At 67.8% G+C, this 16,819-nt stretch carries 17 protein-coding genes; 9 read left to right on the forward strand and 8 right to left on the reverse strand.

Annotation, left to right across the window (positions count from 1 at the left end; genetic code table 11):
- Positions 1–44 precede the first annotated feature (44 nt).
- Positions 45–689, forward strand: coding sequence for an energy transducer TonB (locus CR919_RS15135; protein ID WP_099820716.1), 645 nt, complete (start codon positions 45–47; stop codon positions 687–689).
- 118 nt (positions 690–807) lie between these two features.
- Complete coding sequence (locus CR919_RS15140; RefSeq protein WP_099820717.1) at positions 808–1,374, forward strand: energy transducer TonB; 567 nt, start codon at positions 808–810, stop codon at positions 1,372–1,374.
- 132 nt (positions 1,375–1,506) lie between these two features.
- On the opposite strand, the gene aroA is transcribed toward CR919_RS15140, so the two are convergent.
- The 4 genes from aroA to CR919_RS15160 all read right to left on the reverse strand — a co-directional run bounded on the left by aroA (position 1,507) and on the right by CR919_RS15160 (position 6,279).
- The gene (gene aroA / locus CR919_RS15145; protein WP_099820718.1) at positions 1,507–2,814 is read right to left on the reverse strand and encodes a 3-phosphoshikimate 1-carboxyvinyltransferase; all 1,308 of its coding nucleotides are present in this window, start codon (positions 2,812–2,814) and stop codon (positions 1,507–1,509) included.
- A 74-nt stretch (positions 2,815–2,888) separates the two neighbouring features.
- On the reverse strand, positions 2,889–4,079 hold the full coding sequence (gene pheA, locus CR919_RS15150; RefSeq protein ID WP_099820719.1) for a prephenate dehydratase: 1,191 nt from the start codon (positions 4,077–4,079) through the stop codon (positions 2,889–2,891).
- A gap of 51 nt (positions 4,080–4,130) precedes the next feature.
- Positions 4,131–5,216 carry a 3-phosphoserine/phosphohydroxythreonine transaminase gene (gene serC, locus CR919_RS15155; RefSeq protein ID WP_099820720.1) on the reverse strand — a complete coding sequence of 362 codons (1,086 nt, stop codon included), beginning with the start codon at positions 5,214–5,216 and terminating at the stop codon, positions 4,131–4,133.
- Positions 5,217–5,469: 253 nt separating this feature from the next.
- Complete coding sequence (locus CR919_RS15160; protein WP_099820721.1) at positions 5,470–6,279, reverse strand: FHA domain-containing protein; 810 nt, start codon at positions 6,277–6,279, stop codon at positions 5,470–5,472.
- A gap of 124 nt (positions 6,280–6,403) precedes the next feature.
- On the opposite strand from CR919_RS15160, the gene CR919_RS15165 reads away from it, so the two are divergent.
- The 3 genes from CR919_RS15165 (at position 6,404) to CR919_RS15175 (ending at position 8,512) form a co-directional block, all read left to right on the forward strand.
- The gene (locus CR919_RS15165) at positions 6,404–6,679 is read left to right on the forward strand and encodes a polyhydroxyalkanoic acid system family protein (RefSeq protein ID WP_025876985.1); all 276 of its coding nucleotides are present in this window, start codon (positions 6,404–6,406) and stop codon (positions 6,677–6,679) included.
- Positions 6,680–6,760: 81 nt separating this feature from the next.
- A complete protein-coding gene (locus tag CR919_RS15170; RefSeq protein ID WP_099820722.1) occupies positions 6,761–7,252 on the forward strand; it encodes a phasin family protein in 492 nt (163 codons plus the stop codon).
- 237 nt (positions 7,253–7,489) lie between these two features.
- Positions 7,490–8,512 (forward strand): restriction endonuclease, encoded by a 1,023-nt coding sequence (locus tag CR919_RS15175; protein ID WP_099820723.1) that lies wholly within the window; start codon positions 7,490–7,492, stop codon positions 8,510–8,512.
- Positions 8,513–8,556: 44 nt separating this feature from the next.
- Here the strand turns inward: CR919_RS15175 and CR919_RS15180 are convergent, their stop codons facing one another.
- The 4 genes from CR919_RS15180 to CR919_RS15195 all read right to left on the reverse strand — a co-directional run bounded on the left by CR919_RS15180 (position 8,557) and on the right by CR919_RS15195 (position 11,355).
- On the reverse strand, positions 8,557–8,949 hold the full coding sequence (locus CR919_RS15180; protein ID WP_099820724.1) for a type II toxin-antitoxin system HicB family antitoxin: 393 nt from the start codon (positions 8,947–8,949) through the stop codon (positions 8,557–8,559).
- Between the two features lie 9 nt (positions 8,950–8,958).
- On the reverse strand, positions 8,959–9,141 hold the full coding sequence (locus tag CR919_RS15185) for a type II toxin-antitoxin system HicA family toxin (RefSeq protein ID WP_099820725.1): 183 nt from the start codon (positions 9,139–9,141) through the stop codon (positions 8,959–8,961).
- An 86-nt stretch (positions 9,142–9,227) separates the two neighbouring features.
- Positions 9,228–9,956: a histidine utilization repressor gene (gene hutC, locus CR919_RS15190; protein WP_099820726.1), complete on the reverse strand. Its 729-nt coding sequence runs from the start codon at positions 9,954–9,956 to the stop codon at positions 9,228–9,230.
- A gap of 28 nt (positions 9,957–9,984) precedes the next feature.
- Complete coding sequence (locus CR919_RS15195) at positions 9,985–11,355, reverse strand: formimidoylglutamate deiminase (RefSeq protein ID WP_099820727.1); 1,371 nt, start codon at positions 11,353–11,355, stop codon at positions 9,985–9,987.
- Between the two features lie 67 nt (positions 11,356–11,422).
- On the opposite strand from CR919_RS15195, the gene hutI reads away from it, so the two are divergent.
- From hutI to hutU, 4 genes are read left to right on the forward strand one after another with little or no spacing between them, the layout of a single operon-like run.
- Positions 11,423–12,646: an imidazolonepropionase gene (hutI, locus tag CR919_RS15200; RefSeq protein WP_099820798.1), complete on the forward strand. Its 1,224-nt coding sequence runs from the start codon at positions 11,423–11,425 to the stop codon at positions 12,644–12,646.
- On the forward strand, positions 12,643–14,184 hold the full coding sequence (gene hutH / locus CR919_RS15205; protein ID WP_099820728.1) for a histidine ammonia-lyase: 1,542 nt from the start codon (positions 12,643–12,645) through the stop codon (positions 14,182–14,184). The genes hutI and hutH overlap by 4 nt, the downstream gene beginning before the upstream one ends.
- Positions 14,181–15,035: an N-formylglutamate deformylase gene (hutG, locus tag CR919_RS15210; RefSeq protein ID WP_099820729.1), complete on the forward strand. Its 855-nt coding sequence runs from the start codon at positions 14,181–14,183 to the stop codon at positions 15,033–15,035. Before hutH ends, hutG begins: the two co-directional genes overlap by 4 nt.
- Positions 15,032–16,699 (forward strand): urocanate hydratase, encoded by a 1,668-nt coding sequence (gene hutU / locus CR919_RS15215; protein ID WP_099820730.1) that lies wholly within the window; start codon positions 15,032–15,034, stop codon positions 16,697–16,699. Before hutG ends, hutU begins: the two co-directional genes overlap by 4 nt.
- Positions 16,700–16,819: the final 120 nt, after the last annotated feature.

A 16,819-nucleotide genomic window follows, 5' to 3' on the forward strand; every position in this document is an offset into this window, starting at 1 on the left:
TTCCGGCCGTGGCAGAATCGAGGCATTCCGTACTGGTCTGGTCCATGTCTGCTCCCCGTCCGTCGCCTGCCAAGTCGTTCACCGTGCATATCCCGCGCAACGCCCTGAAGATCGCCGGCATCGCCTTCGGCGTGGGCATCCTGCTGTTCGTGCTGGTCTGGCTGACCGGTCGCGACAAGGAATTCTTCCGCGCCGACCCGGCCGCACAGACGCCGCAGGAAACCGCGCAGGTGGAACCGCTGCCCGAGCCACTGGCCGCGGCGGCGGGTTCCAGCGACATGCCCGACGCCAGGCCGGTCCCGGTGCCGGACGAAGAAGATGCGCCGAAGCTGGTGGAAACCGCCCCGCCCCCGCCGCCGGCCACGGTTGAGCCAGCCCCGGCCGCGCCGGGCACTGCGGCGCCGGCAACCGCCAATGCGCAGCCGATGCCGATTGCCGGCCAGTCGCCGCCGCCGGCCTACCCGGCCGCCGCCCTGCGACGCGGTGAAGCGGGCAGCGTGGTGGTGCGGGTGGAGGTGGACGCCACCGGATACCCGAACAACGTGACGTTGATCCAGCGCAGCGGTTCGCGCGAACTGGACCGTGCGGCAACGGACGCGGTGCGTCGCTGGCGCTTCAGCCCGGCAGTGAGCAATGGCCAGCCGGTGCCGGGCAGCATTGAAGTGCCGTTCGACTTCAAGCCGCAGTAAATGAACGCTTCCCCGCAGAAAAGCTGAACCTTGCAGGTTGCGTTGACGCAATGCTGACACGCTGCGACGCCCCCTCGGGCAAAACTCTGGGCGTCGTTACTGACGCGAGGAGTTTGCGATGACTGCCACCACCCACGAAAACCTTCATTCCCCGCAGCTGCAGCAGGATGGCGCGCTTGCGCCCCGCTCGGCCTCTCCTTGGCTGTGGCTGGCCCTGATCGTGGCGATGTTCGCCGCCGCGCTGGTCTGGCTGCGCTTCGCCAACCATGACGAGGTTGCGCCAGCGCCGGTAAGCGAGCGCATGCTGCCGGCCACCGAAACGCCGGTCGCCACCACGCCTGCCCCCGCGACGCGCCACGCCGCGCCCGCGCAGAGCGAGCGCAAGGCGGCTGCGGCCGTACGCAACCGTGAGGCGCGTCCGCTGGCCAGCAACAGCAAGCCCAGCTATCCGGCCGCTGCACTGCGCAGTGGCGTGCAGGGCAGCGTGGTTGCCAGCTTGAACGTGGATACGCGCGGCAACGTGACCGAAGCAGCGATCGTGTCGCGCAGCGGTGAACGCAGCCGCGACCTGGACCGCGCCGTGTTGAACACCGTGCAGGCTTGGAAGTTCGAGCCGGCCGTGCAGCAGGGCCATGCCGTGGCCAGCGTGGTGCGCGTACCGGTGGATTTCCGTACCGAGCGTTGATCGTCGGTAGCATCTGAAATGAAAACGGAGGCTTCGGCCTCCGTTTTTTTGTGCGCAGAAGCGTGCCAACCAAGGTTGGCACCTATCAGGCCATGTGATCCGCCAAACCACGCCCGGCGGATGCGGTGCCGATCAGGCCAGGTTGAAGCCGGCGCTGCGGGCCAGGCCGTCGAAGTCCGGGAAGGACGTCGCGACGTTGGCGATGTCGTTGATGCGCACTTCGCCATGGCTGATCTGGCCGGCAATGGCGAAGGCCATGGCGATCCGATGATCGCCGTGGCTTTCAATGGTGCCGCTGCCCAGCACTACGCCGCCGTGCAGGGTGGCGCCATCCTCGGTCTCGTCCACCTGCATGCCCAGCGCGCGCAGGCCGGTCGCCATCGCCGCCAGACGATCGGACTCCTTCACCCGCAGTTCGGCGGCGCCGGTCACCACGGTCTGCCCTTCAGCGGCAGCAGCAGCCACGAACAATGCCGGGAACTCGTCGATCATGTCCGGCACCAGTTCCTCCGGAATGCGCGCGCCCTTCAGCGGCGCGTAGCGCACCACCAGATCGGCCACCGGCTCGCCGCCCTGCTCTGCCGGGTTCTCTTCGGTGATGTCCGCACCCATCAGGCGCAGCGCGTGCAGCAGGCCGGTACGGCGCGGATTGAGGCCGACCTGCTTCAGGCGCAGTTCGGAACCGGGAACGATGCTGGCCGCGACCAGGAAAAACGCAGCCGAGGAGAAGTCGGCCGGCACCACGATGTCGGTCGCGCGCAGGCGCTGGCCGCCACGCAGGCGCGCCTTGCCCGGCGAGAACGCGATGTCCACGCCGAACGCGGACAACATGCGCTCGGTGTAGTCGCGGGTCGGGTGCGGTTCGGTCACGCTGGTCTCGCCATGCGCGTACAGGCCCGCCAGCAGCACGGCGGACTTGATCTGCGCGCTGGCCACCGGCGAGGCAAAGTCGATGCCGTGCAGCGTCTGCCCGCCATGCACGTGCAGCGGCGGCGTGCCGTCCGCCTCGGTGTCGATCTTCGCGCCCATCTGCGACAGCGGACCGGTGACGCGGCGCATCGGACGGCCGGACAGCGATTCGTCGCCGACCAGCGTGCAGTCGAATGCCTGACCGGCCAGCAGGCCGGCGAGCAGACGCATGCCGGTGCCGGCATTGCCGCAGTCCAGCGGCGCGCTGGGTGCCTGCAGGCCATCGATGCCGACGCCGTGCACGATCCGCTGCGACGCACTCGGAGTTTCGATGCGCACGCCCAGCTGGCTGAAGATGCGCGCGGTGGCGCGGGTGTCTTCGCCTTCCAGGAAGCCTTCGATATGCGAGGTGCCATCGGCCAGCGCGGCGAACATCACCGAGCGGTGCGAGACCGACTTGTCGCCGGGAATGGTCAGGCTGCCCTGCAGGGGCTGGCCCTTGCGGGCGATCCAGTGCTGCGCGTTGCTCATCGTTGAATGGTTCCGTAAACGCCGGGTCGCCGGCGGTGCATCAGGGGCGGCGGCCGCAGCCGCCGCAGCAGGGATCAGGGCACGGCCACCGGATAGGAGCCAAGCACCTTGATCTGCGCCGAGTGCGCTTCCAGTTCGGCCAGTGCGGCCTGCATCGGTGCGTCGTCGATGTGGCCGGCCAGGTCGATGAAGAAGCCGTATTCCCACTTGCCGTGGTGCGAGGGACGCGACTCGATGCGGTTCATGCTGATGCCATGGCGCGCGAACGGGCTGAGCACATCGAACAGCGCGCCAGGCTTGTCATGGATGAACACCAGCACCGAGGTACGGTCGTGGCCGGAGGTCGGGAAGATGTTGCGGCCCACCACCAGGAAACGGGTGGTGTTGTCGGCATCGTTCTGGATCGGCTTGGTGACGACCTTCTTCAGGCCGTACACGTGGCCGGCGCTCTCGCCGCCAATGGCTGCAGCGTCGTCGGTATTGCGCGCACGGCGCGCGCCTTCGGCGTTGCTGGCCACCGGGATCTTCTCGGCCTTGGGCAGGTTGGCGCGCATCCATGCCGAGGTCTGCATGAACGACTGCGGATGGCCGTAGACGCGTTCGATGTCTTCGATGCGGCCGCTGCGCGACATCAGGTACTGCTGCACGCGCAGTTCCACTTCGCCGCAGATCTTCAGGTTGGAGGTGAGGAACATGTCCAGGGTGATCTGGATGGTGCCCTGCCCCGAGTTCTCCACCGGCACCACGCCGAAATCGGCGTTGCCCGCTTCCACTTCCTGGAACACTTCTTCGATGCTGGCCATCGGCAGGCCCAGCGCCGAACGGCCGAAGTGCTTGAGCACGGCCTGCTGGCTGAAGGTACCTTCCGGGCCGAGGTAACCGATCTTCAACGGCTCCTGTTGGGCCAGGCAGGCCGACATGATTTCGCGGTAGACGTGCACCAGCAGTTCATCGCTGAGCGGGCCTTCGTTGCGGTCCACCACCATGCGCAGCACCTGCGCTTCGCGCTCGGGGCGGTAGTAATCGACGGCGGCGGCGAGCTTGCCCTTGGCCTTGCCGACCTGGTGGGCGAACTGTGCGCGCTCGGCGATCAGGCTCTGGATGTCACGGTCGATCTGGTCGATCTTCGAACGCACATCGGCCAGCGCCAGTGGCGCCAGTGTGGGCACTGCGGTTGCCTTCGACTTGCCCTTGGGCTTGGAGGTGGCGCTGTCCTTGGCCGGATCTGCCTTCTTCGACGCCTTCTTGCTGGGTTTGCTTGCCATCGGAATTCCTTGTTGCGGGGCGCGCACCCGACGATGCGCGCCGTTCATTGCTCAGCCGTGACGCTGCTGGAAATCAGCCATGAAGGCGACCAGCGCCTCGGCCCCGGCCAGCGGCATGGCGTTGTAGAGCGAAGCACGGATGCCACCGACCACCTTGTGACCCTTCAACGCCAGCAGGCCGGCGGCCTTGGCTTCGGCGACGAAGCGTGCATCGAGATCGGTGTTGGGCAGGAAGAACGGGATGTTCATCCGCGAGCGCGCCGAATGCGCGACCTCGTTGCGATAGAAACCGCCGGAGGCATCGATGGCGCCGTACACCAGCGCGGCCTTGGCGGCGTTGCGCTTGGCGAACTCGACCACGCCGCCTTCGGCGAGCATCCACTTGAACACCAGGCCGGCCAGGTACCAGTTCCAGGTCGGCGGCGTGTTGAGCATGGAATCGCGGGCGACGTGCGAGCGGTAATCGAAGATGTCCGCACGCGGCTGGCCACTGCGCTCCAGCAGGTCGCGTCGGATGATCGTCACCGCGATGCCGACGGGGCCAAGGTTCTTCTGCGCACCCGCATAGATGACGCCGTAGCGGCGTACATCCAGCGGCTCGCTGGCGATGGACGAGCTGAAATCGGCCACCAGCGGCACGTTGCCGGTCTCGGGCACATCACGGAACTCGACACCGTGGATGGTCTCATTGGCGGTGATGTGCACGTAGGCAGCATCGGGCGACAGCTGCCAGCCGGCGCGCTCGGGCAGCTGGCGATAGCCTTCGGCCTCGCTGCTGGCGGCGATGTTGACGTCCACGTAGGGGCTGGCCTGCTTGACTGCGGTCTTGCCCCAGTGGCCGGTGACCACGTAGTCGGCACGCTGGCCGGGGCTGGCGAAGTTGAGCGGGATCAAGGCCTGCTGGGTGGTGGCGCCACCGGGCAGGAACAGCACCGCATAGTCCTCGGGGATGTCGAGCAGGCGACGCAGGTCGGCCTCGGCCTCGGCCGCCACGGACATGAATTCCGGTCCGCGATGGCTCATTTCCACGATGGAGGCACCGCTACCGTGCCAGTCCAGCATTTCCGCCTGCGCCTGGCGCAGGACCGATTCCGGCAACGTTGCAGGGCCGGCACTGAAGTTGAACGCGCGCGTCATGGCACACCTGTGGGGCAAGACCCCTAGTATGCCGCACTGCACCAGCCTTGCGGCCTTGTGGCGCAAGGGAAATTTGGTTGCATCCGTATCCATTGGCCGCGCGCGGTGCGGGGCCGTGCATGGTCTTGGTAGCCGCCAACCTTGGTTGGCGTACGCCGGCAGGCGTCATGGGTGCGGAGGGAACGTGCCAACCAAGGTTGGCATCTACCAGAGCGAAGGCCGGTAGCGCCGGGCCATGCCCCGCGGATGCGGTTCAGCGCGCGCCGAACCAGAGCAGCAGGCTGAGCACCGCCGCCAGCAGCAACGCACTGCCCAGCAGCCACGGCCAGCGGCGCACCCGACGCGGGGCCGCAGGCACCACGGGCGCCTGTTCGGCTTCGTCGCTGCCTTCGTCATCGGCCAGCGGCGGGCGGCGGCGCGGGTCGTGCGGCACTTCCAGCACGAACCGGTGCTGGCCATCGAACACCACCTGGTCGCCAGCCTGCAGCCAGCAGTGGCGGACGGCAACACCGTTGACCCGGGTGCCATCGGCACTGCCCAGGTCACGCAGCAATACCCGCTCGCCGTGTACTTCCACCCGCGCGTGCTGTTCGGCGAAGGCAGGCTCATCGATCTCGATGTCGACATCGCTGCCACGACCGATCACCCGCGTGCGCGACAGGGGGTAGCTGCGGCCGTGATGCAGGCCACCGACACCGCGCAGCAGGCGCTGCTCGTCACCGTTGCCTTCAATGCTGGAGGCCGGCGCCGGTGCCTGCAGCAGGGTGTCGACCTCGCCCTGCAGGACCATTTCCACGCCGTCCACGTATACCGCGTCGCCGGCGCGCAGCAGGGCCATGCGCCGTACCGGGCGACCATTCACATGGATGCCGCGGATCCCGTTGCCGACCTGCAGCCATAGGCCGCGATCGTCCATGCAGAACTGCGCGAGCAGCAGCGCGCCGTTGCCGGCATCACCGAGGCGCACGCTGCCGTTTGCCTGGCGCACGATGCGCTGCACCCCGGGCCGTAGCGGCTGGTCGGGCTGTTGTTGTTGACTGAAGTGAACTAGCAGGTTCTGCACGCGGCGCAGACTAGCAGGTTGGCCGCCCACGAAGAAGAACCTGCGATGAGCGCTTGGCGTGGGCGCTGTCGATGCGCACAATGCTCGCCCTCTCACTGATCCCCGCCCTGCGCCAGGAGCCCGCATGTCCACCATCGATGTCCGCCACGCCCATACCCTGCCCGACACCCAGGCGCGCGAGGCGATCGAACAGGTTGCCGCCAAGCTGGGCGAACGCTTCGGCCTGAAGTCGTCGTGGGCCGCCGACGTGTTGAACTTCTCCGGCAGCGGCGTGGACGGTGCGATCGAACTACAGCCGGGCGCGGTGCGGGTGACGGCCAAGCTGGGCTTCCTGCTGTCGGCGATGAAGGGCATGGTCGAAAGCGAGATCCAGCGTGTGTTGAAGGAAAAGCTGGGCTGAACCTGCGCTGCGGCCATCACGGCCCAGCAACGTCGGCGCGCGCTACTCTCGGGGGTAGGCCCAACTCCCCCGGGGAATGCGATGAACCGTTACGAGAATGACGACCGCCGCGACGACGATGCCGGCTTCGGCGACCAGGCAGAACGCTTTTCGCGCAAGCTGAGCGATTCGGCACAGCAGGTCTGGCTGGCTGGTCTGGGCGCCCTGGGGCGCGCGCAGGCAGAAGGGGGCCGTTTCTTCGATGGCCTGGTGAAGGAAGGCGAAGCCTGGGAAGCCCGCCGCCGTGAGCGTAGCGGCGAGCAGGAACCGGGCTGGCGTGACAACGTCGAGCACTCGCTGGACGAAGCCCGCGAGAAGGCCTCTGGAACCTGGGACAAGGTCAACAAGGCGTTCGATGACCAGGTGCAGGGCGTGCTCAAGCGTCTGCACGTGCCGACCGCCGATCAGGTGACCGCGCTGGAAGCACGCATCGACGCGCTGACCGCGCGCCTGGCCAAGCTGGAACACCGCGCCTCCGCCGACGTCGATGCCCCCTCACCGGGCAGCCACCAGTCACCGGGCAGCACGCCCTGAACCGCCTTTGTTGCAACGCAATAAATTTTCATTGACAATCGCGTAGAACCGGCCAATCGCTTCGGCTGCCGTTTGTTCCCTCCCCTCACGGCTTCAGGGTTGGCGGGTTTTTCGTGTCTGGCGCGTGCGGATCTGCGGGCTGCATCACGCTTGCTGTCGGGGTCACCCTGACGCAATCAACCGGTCGGCCCTTTACACTGTGGGCTTCCGTTTTCGCCCCTTCCGTCGTCGCCCTGCATGCTTCCCTGGATTCTGGCCCTGCTGTCGGCCCTGCTTACCTGCACCCTGGCCACCGTCTATCTCTGGTGGTTCAAGCGCCGACGTACCGAAATGCAACTGGGCCTGCAGGCCCTGGCTGGCATGCACTGGCGCGAGTTTTCCACCCTGATCAAGCGCATGCTGCGCGAGCAGCGCGGCCTGCGTGAACTGCAGGACCCGAGCGAGGAAAGCCGCGAGCCGAGCAGCGATTTCCTGCTCAGCGACGGCCCGAACACCTGGCGGGTGTCGTGCAAGCACGGTCTGGCCTATCGCATCGGCACCGCTGCGGTGAACGAACTGGGCGCTGCCGCGCGACTGGCGGGCGCCAAGGGCGGCATGCTGATCACCGAAGGCCGGGTTGAACGCGATGGCCTGGGCGCTGCGGAGAAGCAGGCGGTGGAAGTAATCGATGGTCCGCGCCTGTGGCCGCTGCTGCAGCCCTACCTGCCGGCCGATGTTGACACCCGCGTGCGCGCGATCGCCCGCCATGAAGCGCTGCGCCGCATCGCCATCGCTGCGCTGGCTTCAGTGACGCTGGGCCTGCTGGTCGGGCTTGGCCTGCAGGGCCTGCGCACCGAACAGGCGGATCCGACTCCCGCACCCGCCGTCGCGCCTGTCGCGCCCCCGGCCGCACAGCCGCTGCCGACGCCCGCCGCGCCGGACAAGGTTGCGGATGCACCTGCCCAGTCGACTGCAGCAGCCGCGCCGGCACTGCAGAACGCCGACGACGCGCGCAGCAATCCCAACCCCGACGCTGCCACGCTGGACCGCTACCAGGCCGAACTGGCCCGCGCCCTGGCGGGGCAATCCGGCATCGCCAGCGGTGTCTGGCTGACCCGGCAGACGCTGGCGATCAACCGCACCGGCGAACTGGAAACAGTGTGGCCTCGCGTGTGCCAGGAAGTGCTGCGCTACCCCGCCCTGCGCAACGTGCGCGTGCAGCTCAACGCCCGCCCCGGCGTGGATGAGCCGGTGCGCTGGCGGCAGTGCGCGACGTATTGATGGGCTGAGGGGTATGGGACCGGGCTTGTTCGGCCACCGCGTCGTCAGCCCTGTGCCGCCAGGTGCGCGATGTAACTTGAGCGCGACTCGCCGGCCGCCTTGGCCTGCGCATCCAGGCGCGCAAGGATGCGGCGCGGCAGGCTGATATTGACCCGCTCGATGGTGTCATCCAGCACGGAAGGATCGATGCAGATGTAAGCGAGGATCCACGCGGTTGCTTCATCGGCCTCGGCAACCACCTTCTGCGCCGACGAAGGGCGCGGAATCGGGCGGCCTGCATCCAGCGCGGCATCGATCCATCCCAGTGCCGCCTCCTCAGCAGACGTCAACGCAGCGTCGAGCGTGTCGGCAGCCGAGAAGCAGCCGGGCAGATCCGGAACGATCACGCTCCACGCGGTACGTTCATCACCGGCCTCGATCAAGACTGGATATCGCATGAGGGCTTCCTACGTCAGTCCCGCAAGCTTCCGCAATGCCTGTACCGCCCCTTTTCCCAGATCCTTTTTGGGATGCGGAACGGTGATGATGTGAGGCTGGTGCGGATGCACGAACACATGATGGGATCCGCGGATCCGGCGACAGGACCAGCCCGCCGCTTCCAGCTCCCGGATAAGGTCCCCGCTCTTCATGCAGGAACCATACACATCGTACACACGCGACGACAGAGCGCAAGACGACAGCGCCTGCACCGCCGCGGAGAACGGTGAGTCCTCCCCTACCGCGCCCCTGGCGCGAAGCGGGCAACCAGATCCCAGGCATCGCCCAGGAACATCTGACGCACGCGGGTGATCGGCTGTTCGCCGCGCCAGGTCAGGCGCTCGATCACCAGGCAGGCGGTGCCGGGCTTCACGTCCAGCAGCTTGGCAGTGGGCGCGTCGGCGCCCCAGGCGCTGATGCGGTGCTGGGCGCGCGTCCACGACACGTTCTGCAGCAGCCAGCTGCCCGGCGCGGTGGTACTGAAGTCCACCTCCAGCACCTCGGGCACGCCGACCGGGCTGATCAGACGATGCTCCAGCGCCAGCGGCCGGCCATCGGCCAGGTGCAGGCAGCGCATCGCCAGCAACTGCTCACTGCCGGCCAGTTCCACCTCACCAGCATTGGCTGCCTCGGCCAGGCGCAGTTCGCGCTGCAGCAGGCGGTAGCCGTACTGATGCCCGCGCGAGCCGACCTCCATCGCGATGTCCGGGATCTCCAGCGCCACCTGCTCCAGGTGCGGTGGCTGCCGGGCCACGAACGAACCCGCCCGGCGACGGCGCTCGATCATGCCGCTCTCGGCCAGCGCGGTCAGCACCTTGTTCACCGTCATCCGCGAGCAACCGTACTGCTCCATCAGCTCGTGCTCGTACGGAATACGGAAGCCCGGCACCCACTCCCCGCTGAGGATGCGGCTTTCCAGGTCGCTGCGGATGCGCTGGTTGAGCGTGGCGGACTTGCTGGCCTTCACGTAGTGGGGTCTCGATGGTGGGAGGCGATCAGCCCAGCACGCCACGCAGGGCAGCGGCGAAGGCGCTGGTGATGGCCTCGCGCTGCAGGTGGCGGCCGTCGGCCACGCACTGGCGGCCATGGCGCCAGACCGATCGCAGCGCGCCATTACGTGCGGCGAACACCCAGCTGTCAAGCCATGCGTCACCGTGTCGCGCCTGCAACGCGGGGTGCGCGGCATCCAGTTCAACCATGTCTGCGCTGGCACCCACCTGCAGGCCGGCAGCCACGCCCAGCGCCTGTGCACCGCCCTGCAGCGCCCCTTCAAACAGGAAGCGCCCGGTGCTGCGGCCGGCATCCGGGGCCAACACGTTGCGACCCCGCAGGGTCAGGCGCTGGCCGTATTCCAGCAGGCGCAGCTCTTCTGCGGCATCGATCAGCACGTTGGAATCGGAGCCGACCCCGAAGCGCCCGCCCTCGCGCGCGAAAGCCTGCATCGGGAACAGGCCGTCGCCCAGGTTGGCCTCGGTGATCGGGCACAGGCCGGCCACGGCCTTGCTGGCGACCATCTGCGAACGCTCGTCGTCGGTGATGTGGGTGGCGTGCACCAGGCACCAGCGCGCATCGACCGGGGCATGCTCGTACAGCCACTGCACCGGACGCCGGCCACTCCATGCCAGGCAGGCCTCGACCTCGCGCACCTGCTCGGCGATATGGATGTGTACCGGGCCATCGGTCAGCGGCAGCAACGCGCTCAGCTCGTCGCCGGTCACCGCGCGCAGGCTGTGCGGGGCGATGCCGAGCACCGCATCGGGCAGCGTGGCCAGCGCGGTGCGGGCACCATCGAGCAGCTGTGCGAACCCGTCTACGTCATGGATGAGGCGGCGTTGTGCAGGGTTCGGCGGCGCCCCACCGAAATCGGCGTGGGCATAGAACACCGGCAGCAGGGTCAGGCCGATGCCAGTCTGCGCGGCCGCAGCAGCAATCTGCACGCTCATCTCGGCGCGATTGGCGTAGGGGCGACCATCGGCATCGTGGTGCAGGTAGTGGAATTCGCCGACGCGGGTGAAGCCGCTTTCCAGCATCTCCATGTAGGCCTGGGCAGCGATGGCCTGCACTGCGTCCGGACGCAGATGGGCCAGGAAGCGGTACATCAGTTCGCGCCAACTCCAGAAGCTGTCACCGTCGCCGCCACCGATCTCGGTCAGCCCCGCCATGCCGCGCTGGAAGGCGTGGCTGTGCAGGTTGGGCAGGCCCGGCACCAGGATGCCCACGCGGGTATCGCCGTCCTGCGCTGCCTGCCCGCGCGTGACCGCCGCGATGCGCCCCTCCTGCACCTGCAGGCGGACATCGGCGGCCCAGCCGTCGGCCAGCAGGGCGTGGGCGGCATGGAAGGAGTGCGGGGAACGCGAATCGGACATGGCTGGACAACCCGAATTGGACGCCTATATTGTATAGACATATAAGCACAGCCGCGTTGTGGATGCCATGCACGTCGATACCCTCTGGTCCAACGTCCACCTGATGACCCTCGATGGCGAGGGGCTGGGTGTCATTCGCGATGCAGTACTGGCCGCCACCGATGGCCGCATCGTGCATGTCGGCCCCGCCGGCAGCGATGCCCACCTGCAGCCGACCACCCGCATCGACGGCGAAGGCCGCTGGGTGTCGCCCGGGCTGATCGACTGCCACACCCACCTGGTCTACGCCGGCAACCGTGCCAACGAATTCGAGCAGCGCCTGCAGGGTGTGAGCTATGCCGAGATCGCCCGTGCGGGTGGCGGCATTGTCTCCACCGTGCGCGCCACCCGCGCCGCCACTCCAGAACAGCTGGCGCGCGAAAGCCGCCCGCGGCTGCTGGCGATGCGCGCCGAAGGCGTGACCACCATCGAGATCAAGTCCGGCTACGGCCTGACCCTGCAGGACGAGCGCAAGCAGCTGCAGGTGGCCCGCGCGCTGGGCGAAGAATGCCGGGTGAACGTGGTGCCGACCTTCCTCGGTGCGCACGCGGTGCCGCCGGGCCGCGAGGCGCAGGAATACACCGACGAGGTGTGCCAGGTGATGATCCCCGCCATCGCTGCCGAAGGCCTGGCCGAAGCCGTGGACATCTTCTGCGAGAACATCGCGTTCTCGCCGGCACAGGCACGCCAGGTCTTCGAAGCCGCGCGCGCGCACGGGCTGGCGATCAAGATCCATGCCGAACAGCTGAGCAACCAGCATGGCGCCGAACTGGCGGCCGGTTTCGGTGCGCTGTCGGCCGACCATATCGAACACCTGGACGACGCCGGCATTGCCGCGATGGCCGCCGCCGGCACCGTCGCCGTGCTGCTGCCCGGCGCGTTCTATTTCACCCGCGATACCACCCTGCCGCCGATCGCTGCGCTGCGCGCGGCCGGCGTACCGCTGGCGCTGGCCACCGACAGCAACCCGGGCACCTCGCCGCTGACCAGCCCGCTGCTGGCGATGAACATGGGCGCCACCCTGTTCCGCCTGACCGTGGACGAATGCATCGCCGGCTTCACCCGTGAAGCGGCGCGCGCGCTGGGCCATGGCGAGCGCATCGGCCGCCTGGCCGTCGGCATGGACTGCGACCTGGCGATCTGGGACATCGACGCGCCCGCCGACCTGGTCTATCGCATTGGATTCAACCCGCTGCACGCGCGCGTGGTGCGCGGACAGCCCGACCTGCCTGCCTCCTGGAGCAACACATGAGCAACACCCTGGTTCTTCGCCCCGGCCATGTCACCCTCGCCCAGTGGCGGCAGGCGTATCGCGGTGCGCCGCTGTCGCTCGACCCGGCCGCGTTGCCGGCGGTGCGCGCCAGCGCTGCGACGGTGGCTGCCATCGTCGCCAAGGGCGCACCGGTGTATGGCATCAACACCGGTTTCGGCAAGCTGGCCAGCGTGCGCATCGAACGCGAGGACCTGGCCACCCTGCAGCGGAACATCGTGCTTTCGCATGCCGCAGGCGTGGGCGAGCCGATGCCGGCGAATGTGGTGCGGCTGATGATGGCGTTGAAGCTGGTCAGTCTGGCCCAGGGTGCTTCCGGCGTGCGCGAGGAAACGCTGCTGCTGCTGGAAGCCATGCTGGTGAAAGGCGTGCTGCCGGTGGTGCCGGCGCAGGGCTCGGTCGGTGCTTCGGGTGACCTGGCACCGCTCTCGCACCTGGCCAGCGTGATGATCGGCGTCGGCGAGGCCTTCGTTGGCGATGAGCGCCTGCCCGCCGTGGACGCACTGGCGCGTGCCGGCCTGCAGCCGGTGGAACTGGGCGCGAAGGAAGGCCTGGCCCTGCTCAACGGCACCCAGTTCTCCACCGCGTACGCACTGGCCGGCCTGTTCGAGATCGAAACCGTGTTCCAGGCCGCGCTGGTCACCGGCGCGCTGTCGGTGGAAGCGGCCAAGGGCTCGGACACGCCGTTCGATCCGCGCATCCATGCGCTGCGTGGCCAACGTGGGCAGATCGCCACCGCTGCCACCCTGCGTACGCTGATGCAGGACTCGGGTATCCGCGAATCGCACCGCGACAACGACGTGCGCGTGCAGGATCCGTACTGCCTGCGCTGCCAGCCGCAGGTGATGGGCGCGGCGCTGGACATCCTGCGCCAGGCTGCGACCACGCTGGAAATCGAAGCCAATGGCGTGTCCGACAACCCACTGGTGTTCACCGACACCGGTGAGGCGCTGTCCGGCGGCAACTTCCACGCCGAGCCGGTGGCCTTTGCCGCCGATATGCTGGCGATGGCGGTGTGCGAGATCGGCTCGATCAGCGAGCGCCGCCTGGCGATGCTGGTCGACCCGGCGCTGTCCGGCCTGCCGGCGTTCCTGACCCCGCGCCCGGGGTTGAATTCCGGCTTCATGATTCCGCAGGTGACCGCCGCTGCGCTGGTCTCGGAAAACAAGCAGCGCGCCTACCCGGCCAGCGTCGATTCGATCCCGACGTCGGCCAACCAGGAAGACCATGTGTCGATGGCCGCGCACGGCGCACGCCGGCTGATGCAGATGGCCGAGAACGCGGCCAACGTGATCGGCATCGAGCTGCTGGCTGCCACGCAGGGCTGCGACTTCCATGCGCCGCTGCGCTCCAGCGCCGCTCTGGAAACCGTGCGCGCCACCCTGCGTGCACAGGTGCCGATGCTGGAAGAAGATCGCTACTTCCATCCGGACATGGTGATCGCGACCGATCTGGTTCGCAGCGGTGCACTGGCCAAGGGTCTGGGCGAGCTGCTGCCGACCGTGGAACCGCAGGCATGAATGCCCACCCCGAATGGCTGACCGTGCACGAGGGTGATGCCCCGCTGATCGTCAGCTTCCCGCACACCGGCAGCGAACTGCCGCATGACCTGATCGGCAACTTCCATTCGCCGTGGCTGGCGCGTCGCGATGCCGACTGGTGGGTGCATGAGCTGTACGACTTCGCACGTGGCATGGGCGCGACCACCGTGCGCTCGGCGATCTCGCGCTCGGTGATCGATCTCAACCGCGATCCCAGCGGCGTGTCGCTGTACCCGGGCCAGAACACCACCGGCCTGTGCCCGCTGACCACCTTCGACAACCAGCCGCTGTACCACGCGGGTCGCGAGCCGGACGACGCAGAAATCGCCCGCCGCCGCGACACCTATTTCGCGCCGTACCACGACGCACTCGCCAAGCAGATTGCACGCCTGCGCGCACGCCACGGCACCGTGGTGGTGTACGACGCGCATTCGATCCGCTCGCACATCCCGCACCTGTTCGATGGCGAGCTGCCGCAGTTCAACCTGGGCACTGCCGGGCCTTCCGGCGCACCGGATACCTCCTGCGACAACGCGCTGAGCGATGTAGTCGACAACCTGCTGAAGATCAGCGGCATGAGCCACGTGCGCAACGGCCGCTTCAAGGGCGGCTGGATCACCCGCCACTACAGCAGCATTGCCGGTGGCGTGCACAGCCTGCAGATGGAACTGGCTTGCCGCGGCTACATGCACGAGCCCCTGCCCGACCAGGTGGACGAGCACAGCTGGCCCACCCCGCTCGACCCCGACCACGCCGCACCGCTGCGCCACACCCTGGCGCAGGTGCTCAATGCCTGCCTTGAATTCGCTACGAACCGGAGCGCCGCATGACCCGCAACGACCCGTCCCGCACCATCGCCGCCCCGACCGGCAGCACGCTCACCGCCAAGAGCTGGCTGACCGAAGCGCCGCTGCGCATGCTGATGAACAACCTGCACCCCGACGTAGCCGAGCGCCCGCAGGAACTGGTGGTGTACGGCGGCATCGGCCGCGCGGCACGCGACTGGGAGAGCTTCGACGCCATCGTCGAAACCCTCAAGCGCCTGGACGACGACCAGACCCTGCTGGTGCAGTCGGGCAAGCCGGTGGGCGTGTTCCGCACCCATGCCGATGCACCCCGCGTGCTCATCGCCAATTCCAACCTGGTGCCGCGCTGGGCCAACTGGGACCATTTCAACGAACTGGATAAGAAAGGCCTGGCGATGTATGGCCAGATGACCGCCGGCAGCTGGATCTACATCGGCGCGCAGGGCATCGTGCAGGGCACCTACGAAACCTTCGTGGAAATGGGCCGCCAGCACTACAACGGCAGCCTGGCCGGCAAGTGGCTGTTCACCGGCGGGCTGGGTGGCATGGGCGGCGCGCAGCCGCTGGCCGCCGTGATGGCCGGTGCCTCTTGCCTGGCGGTGGAGTGCCGCAAGAGCAGCATCGAGATGCGCCTGCGCACCGGCTACCTGGATACCTGGACCGACAACCTGGATGAGGCGCTGCGCCTGATCGAAGAATCGTGCACCGCCAAGAAGCCGCTGTCGGTCGGCCTGCTCGGCAATGTTGCCGACGTGCTGGACGAACTGCTGATCCGCGGCGTGAAGCCGGACCTGCTGACCGACCAGACCTCCGCACACGACCCGGTCAACGGCTACCTGCCGCAGGGCTGGACGGTGGAAGAATGGGATGCCAAGCGCGTAACCGCGCCGAAGGAAGTGGAGAAGGCCGCGCGCGCGTCGATGGCCAACCACATCCGCGCCATGCTCGGCTTCCACTCACTGGGCGTGCCGACCGTGGACTACGGCAACAACCTGCGGCAGATGGCGCTGGAAGAAGGTGTCGAGGATGCGTTCGATTTCCCAGGCTTCGTGCCGGCCTACATCCGACCGCTGTTCTGCCGTGGCATCGGCCCGTTCCGCTGGGCTGCACTGAGTGGCGACCCGGAAGACATCGCCAAGACCGACGCCAAGGTGAAGGAGCTGATTCCGGACAACCCGCACCTGCACCGCTGGCTGGACATGGCCGCCGAGAAGATCAAGTTCCAGGGCCTGCCGGCGCGCATCTGCTGGGTCGGCCTGGGGGATCGCGATCGCCTGGGACTGGCCTTCAACGAGATGGTCGCCAATGGTGAACTGAAGGCGCCGGTGGTGATCGGTCGCGACCATCTGGACAGCGGCAGCGTGGCCTCGCCGAACCGCGAAACCGAAGCGATGGCCGACGGTTCCGATGCAGTGTCCGACTGGCCGCTGCTGAACGCCCTGCTCAACACCGCAAGCGGTGCGACGTGGGTGTCGCTGCACCATGGTGGTGGCGTCGGCATGGGCTTCTCGCAGCATGCCGGCATGGTGATCGTCTGCGATGGCACTGAAGCGGCAGCCAAGCGCATTGCACGCGTGCTGTGGAACGACCCGGCGACCGGCGTGATGCGCCATGCCGACGCAGGGTATGAGATCGCGATTGAATGCGCGAAGGAGAAGGGGCTGGATCTGCCGGGGATTCTGGGCTGATCGAGCGTCGCCGGGCACGGCCCGGCGCTACCGGAACTACCTGTAGAGCCGAGCCCATGCTCGGCTCGATTTTTTCCGAGTGCACGACGCCTGGCCCAAAGTCAGCCGAGCATCGGCTCG

The sequence above is a fragment of the Stenotrophomonas sp. LMG 10879 genome, from assembly GCF_002750935.1.
GTDB lineage: Bacteria > Pseudomonadota > Gammaproteobacteria > Xanthomonadales > Xanthomonadaceae > Stenotrophomonas > Stenotrophomonas lactitubi_B.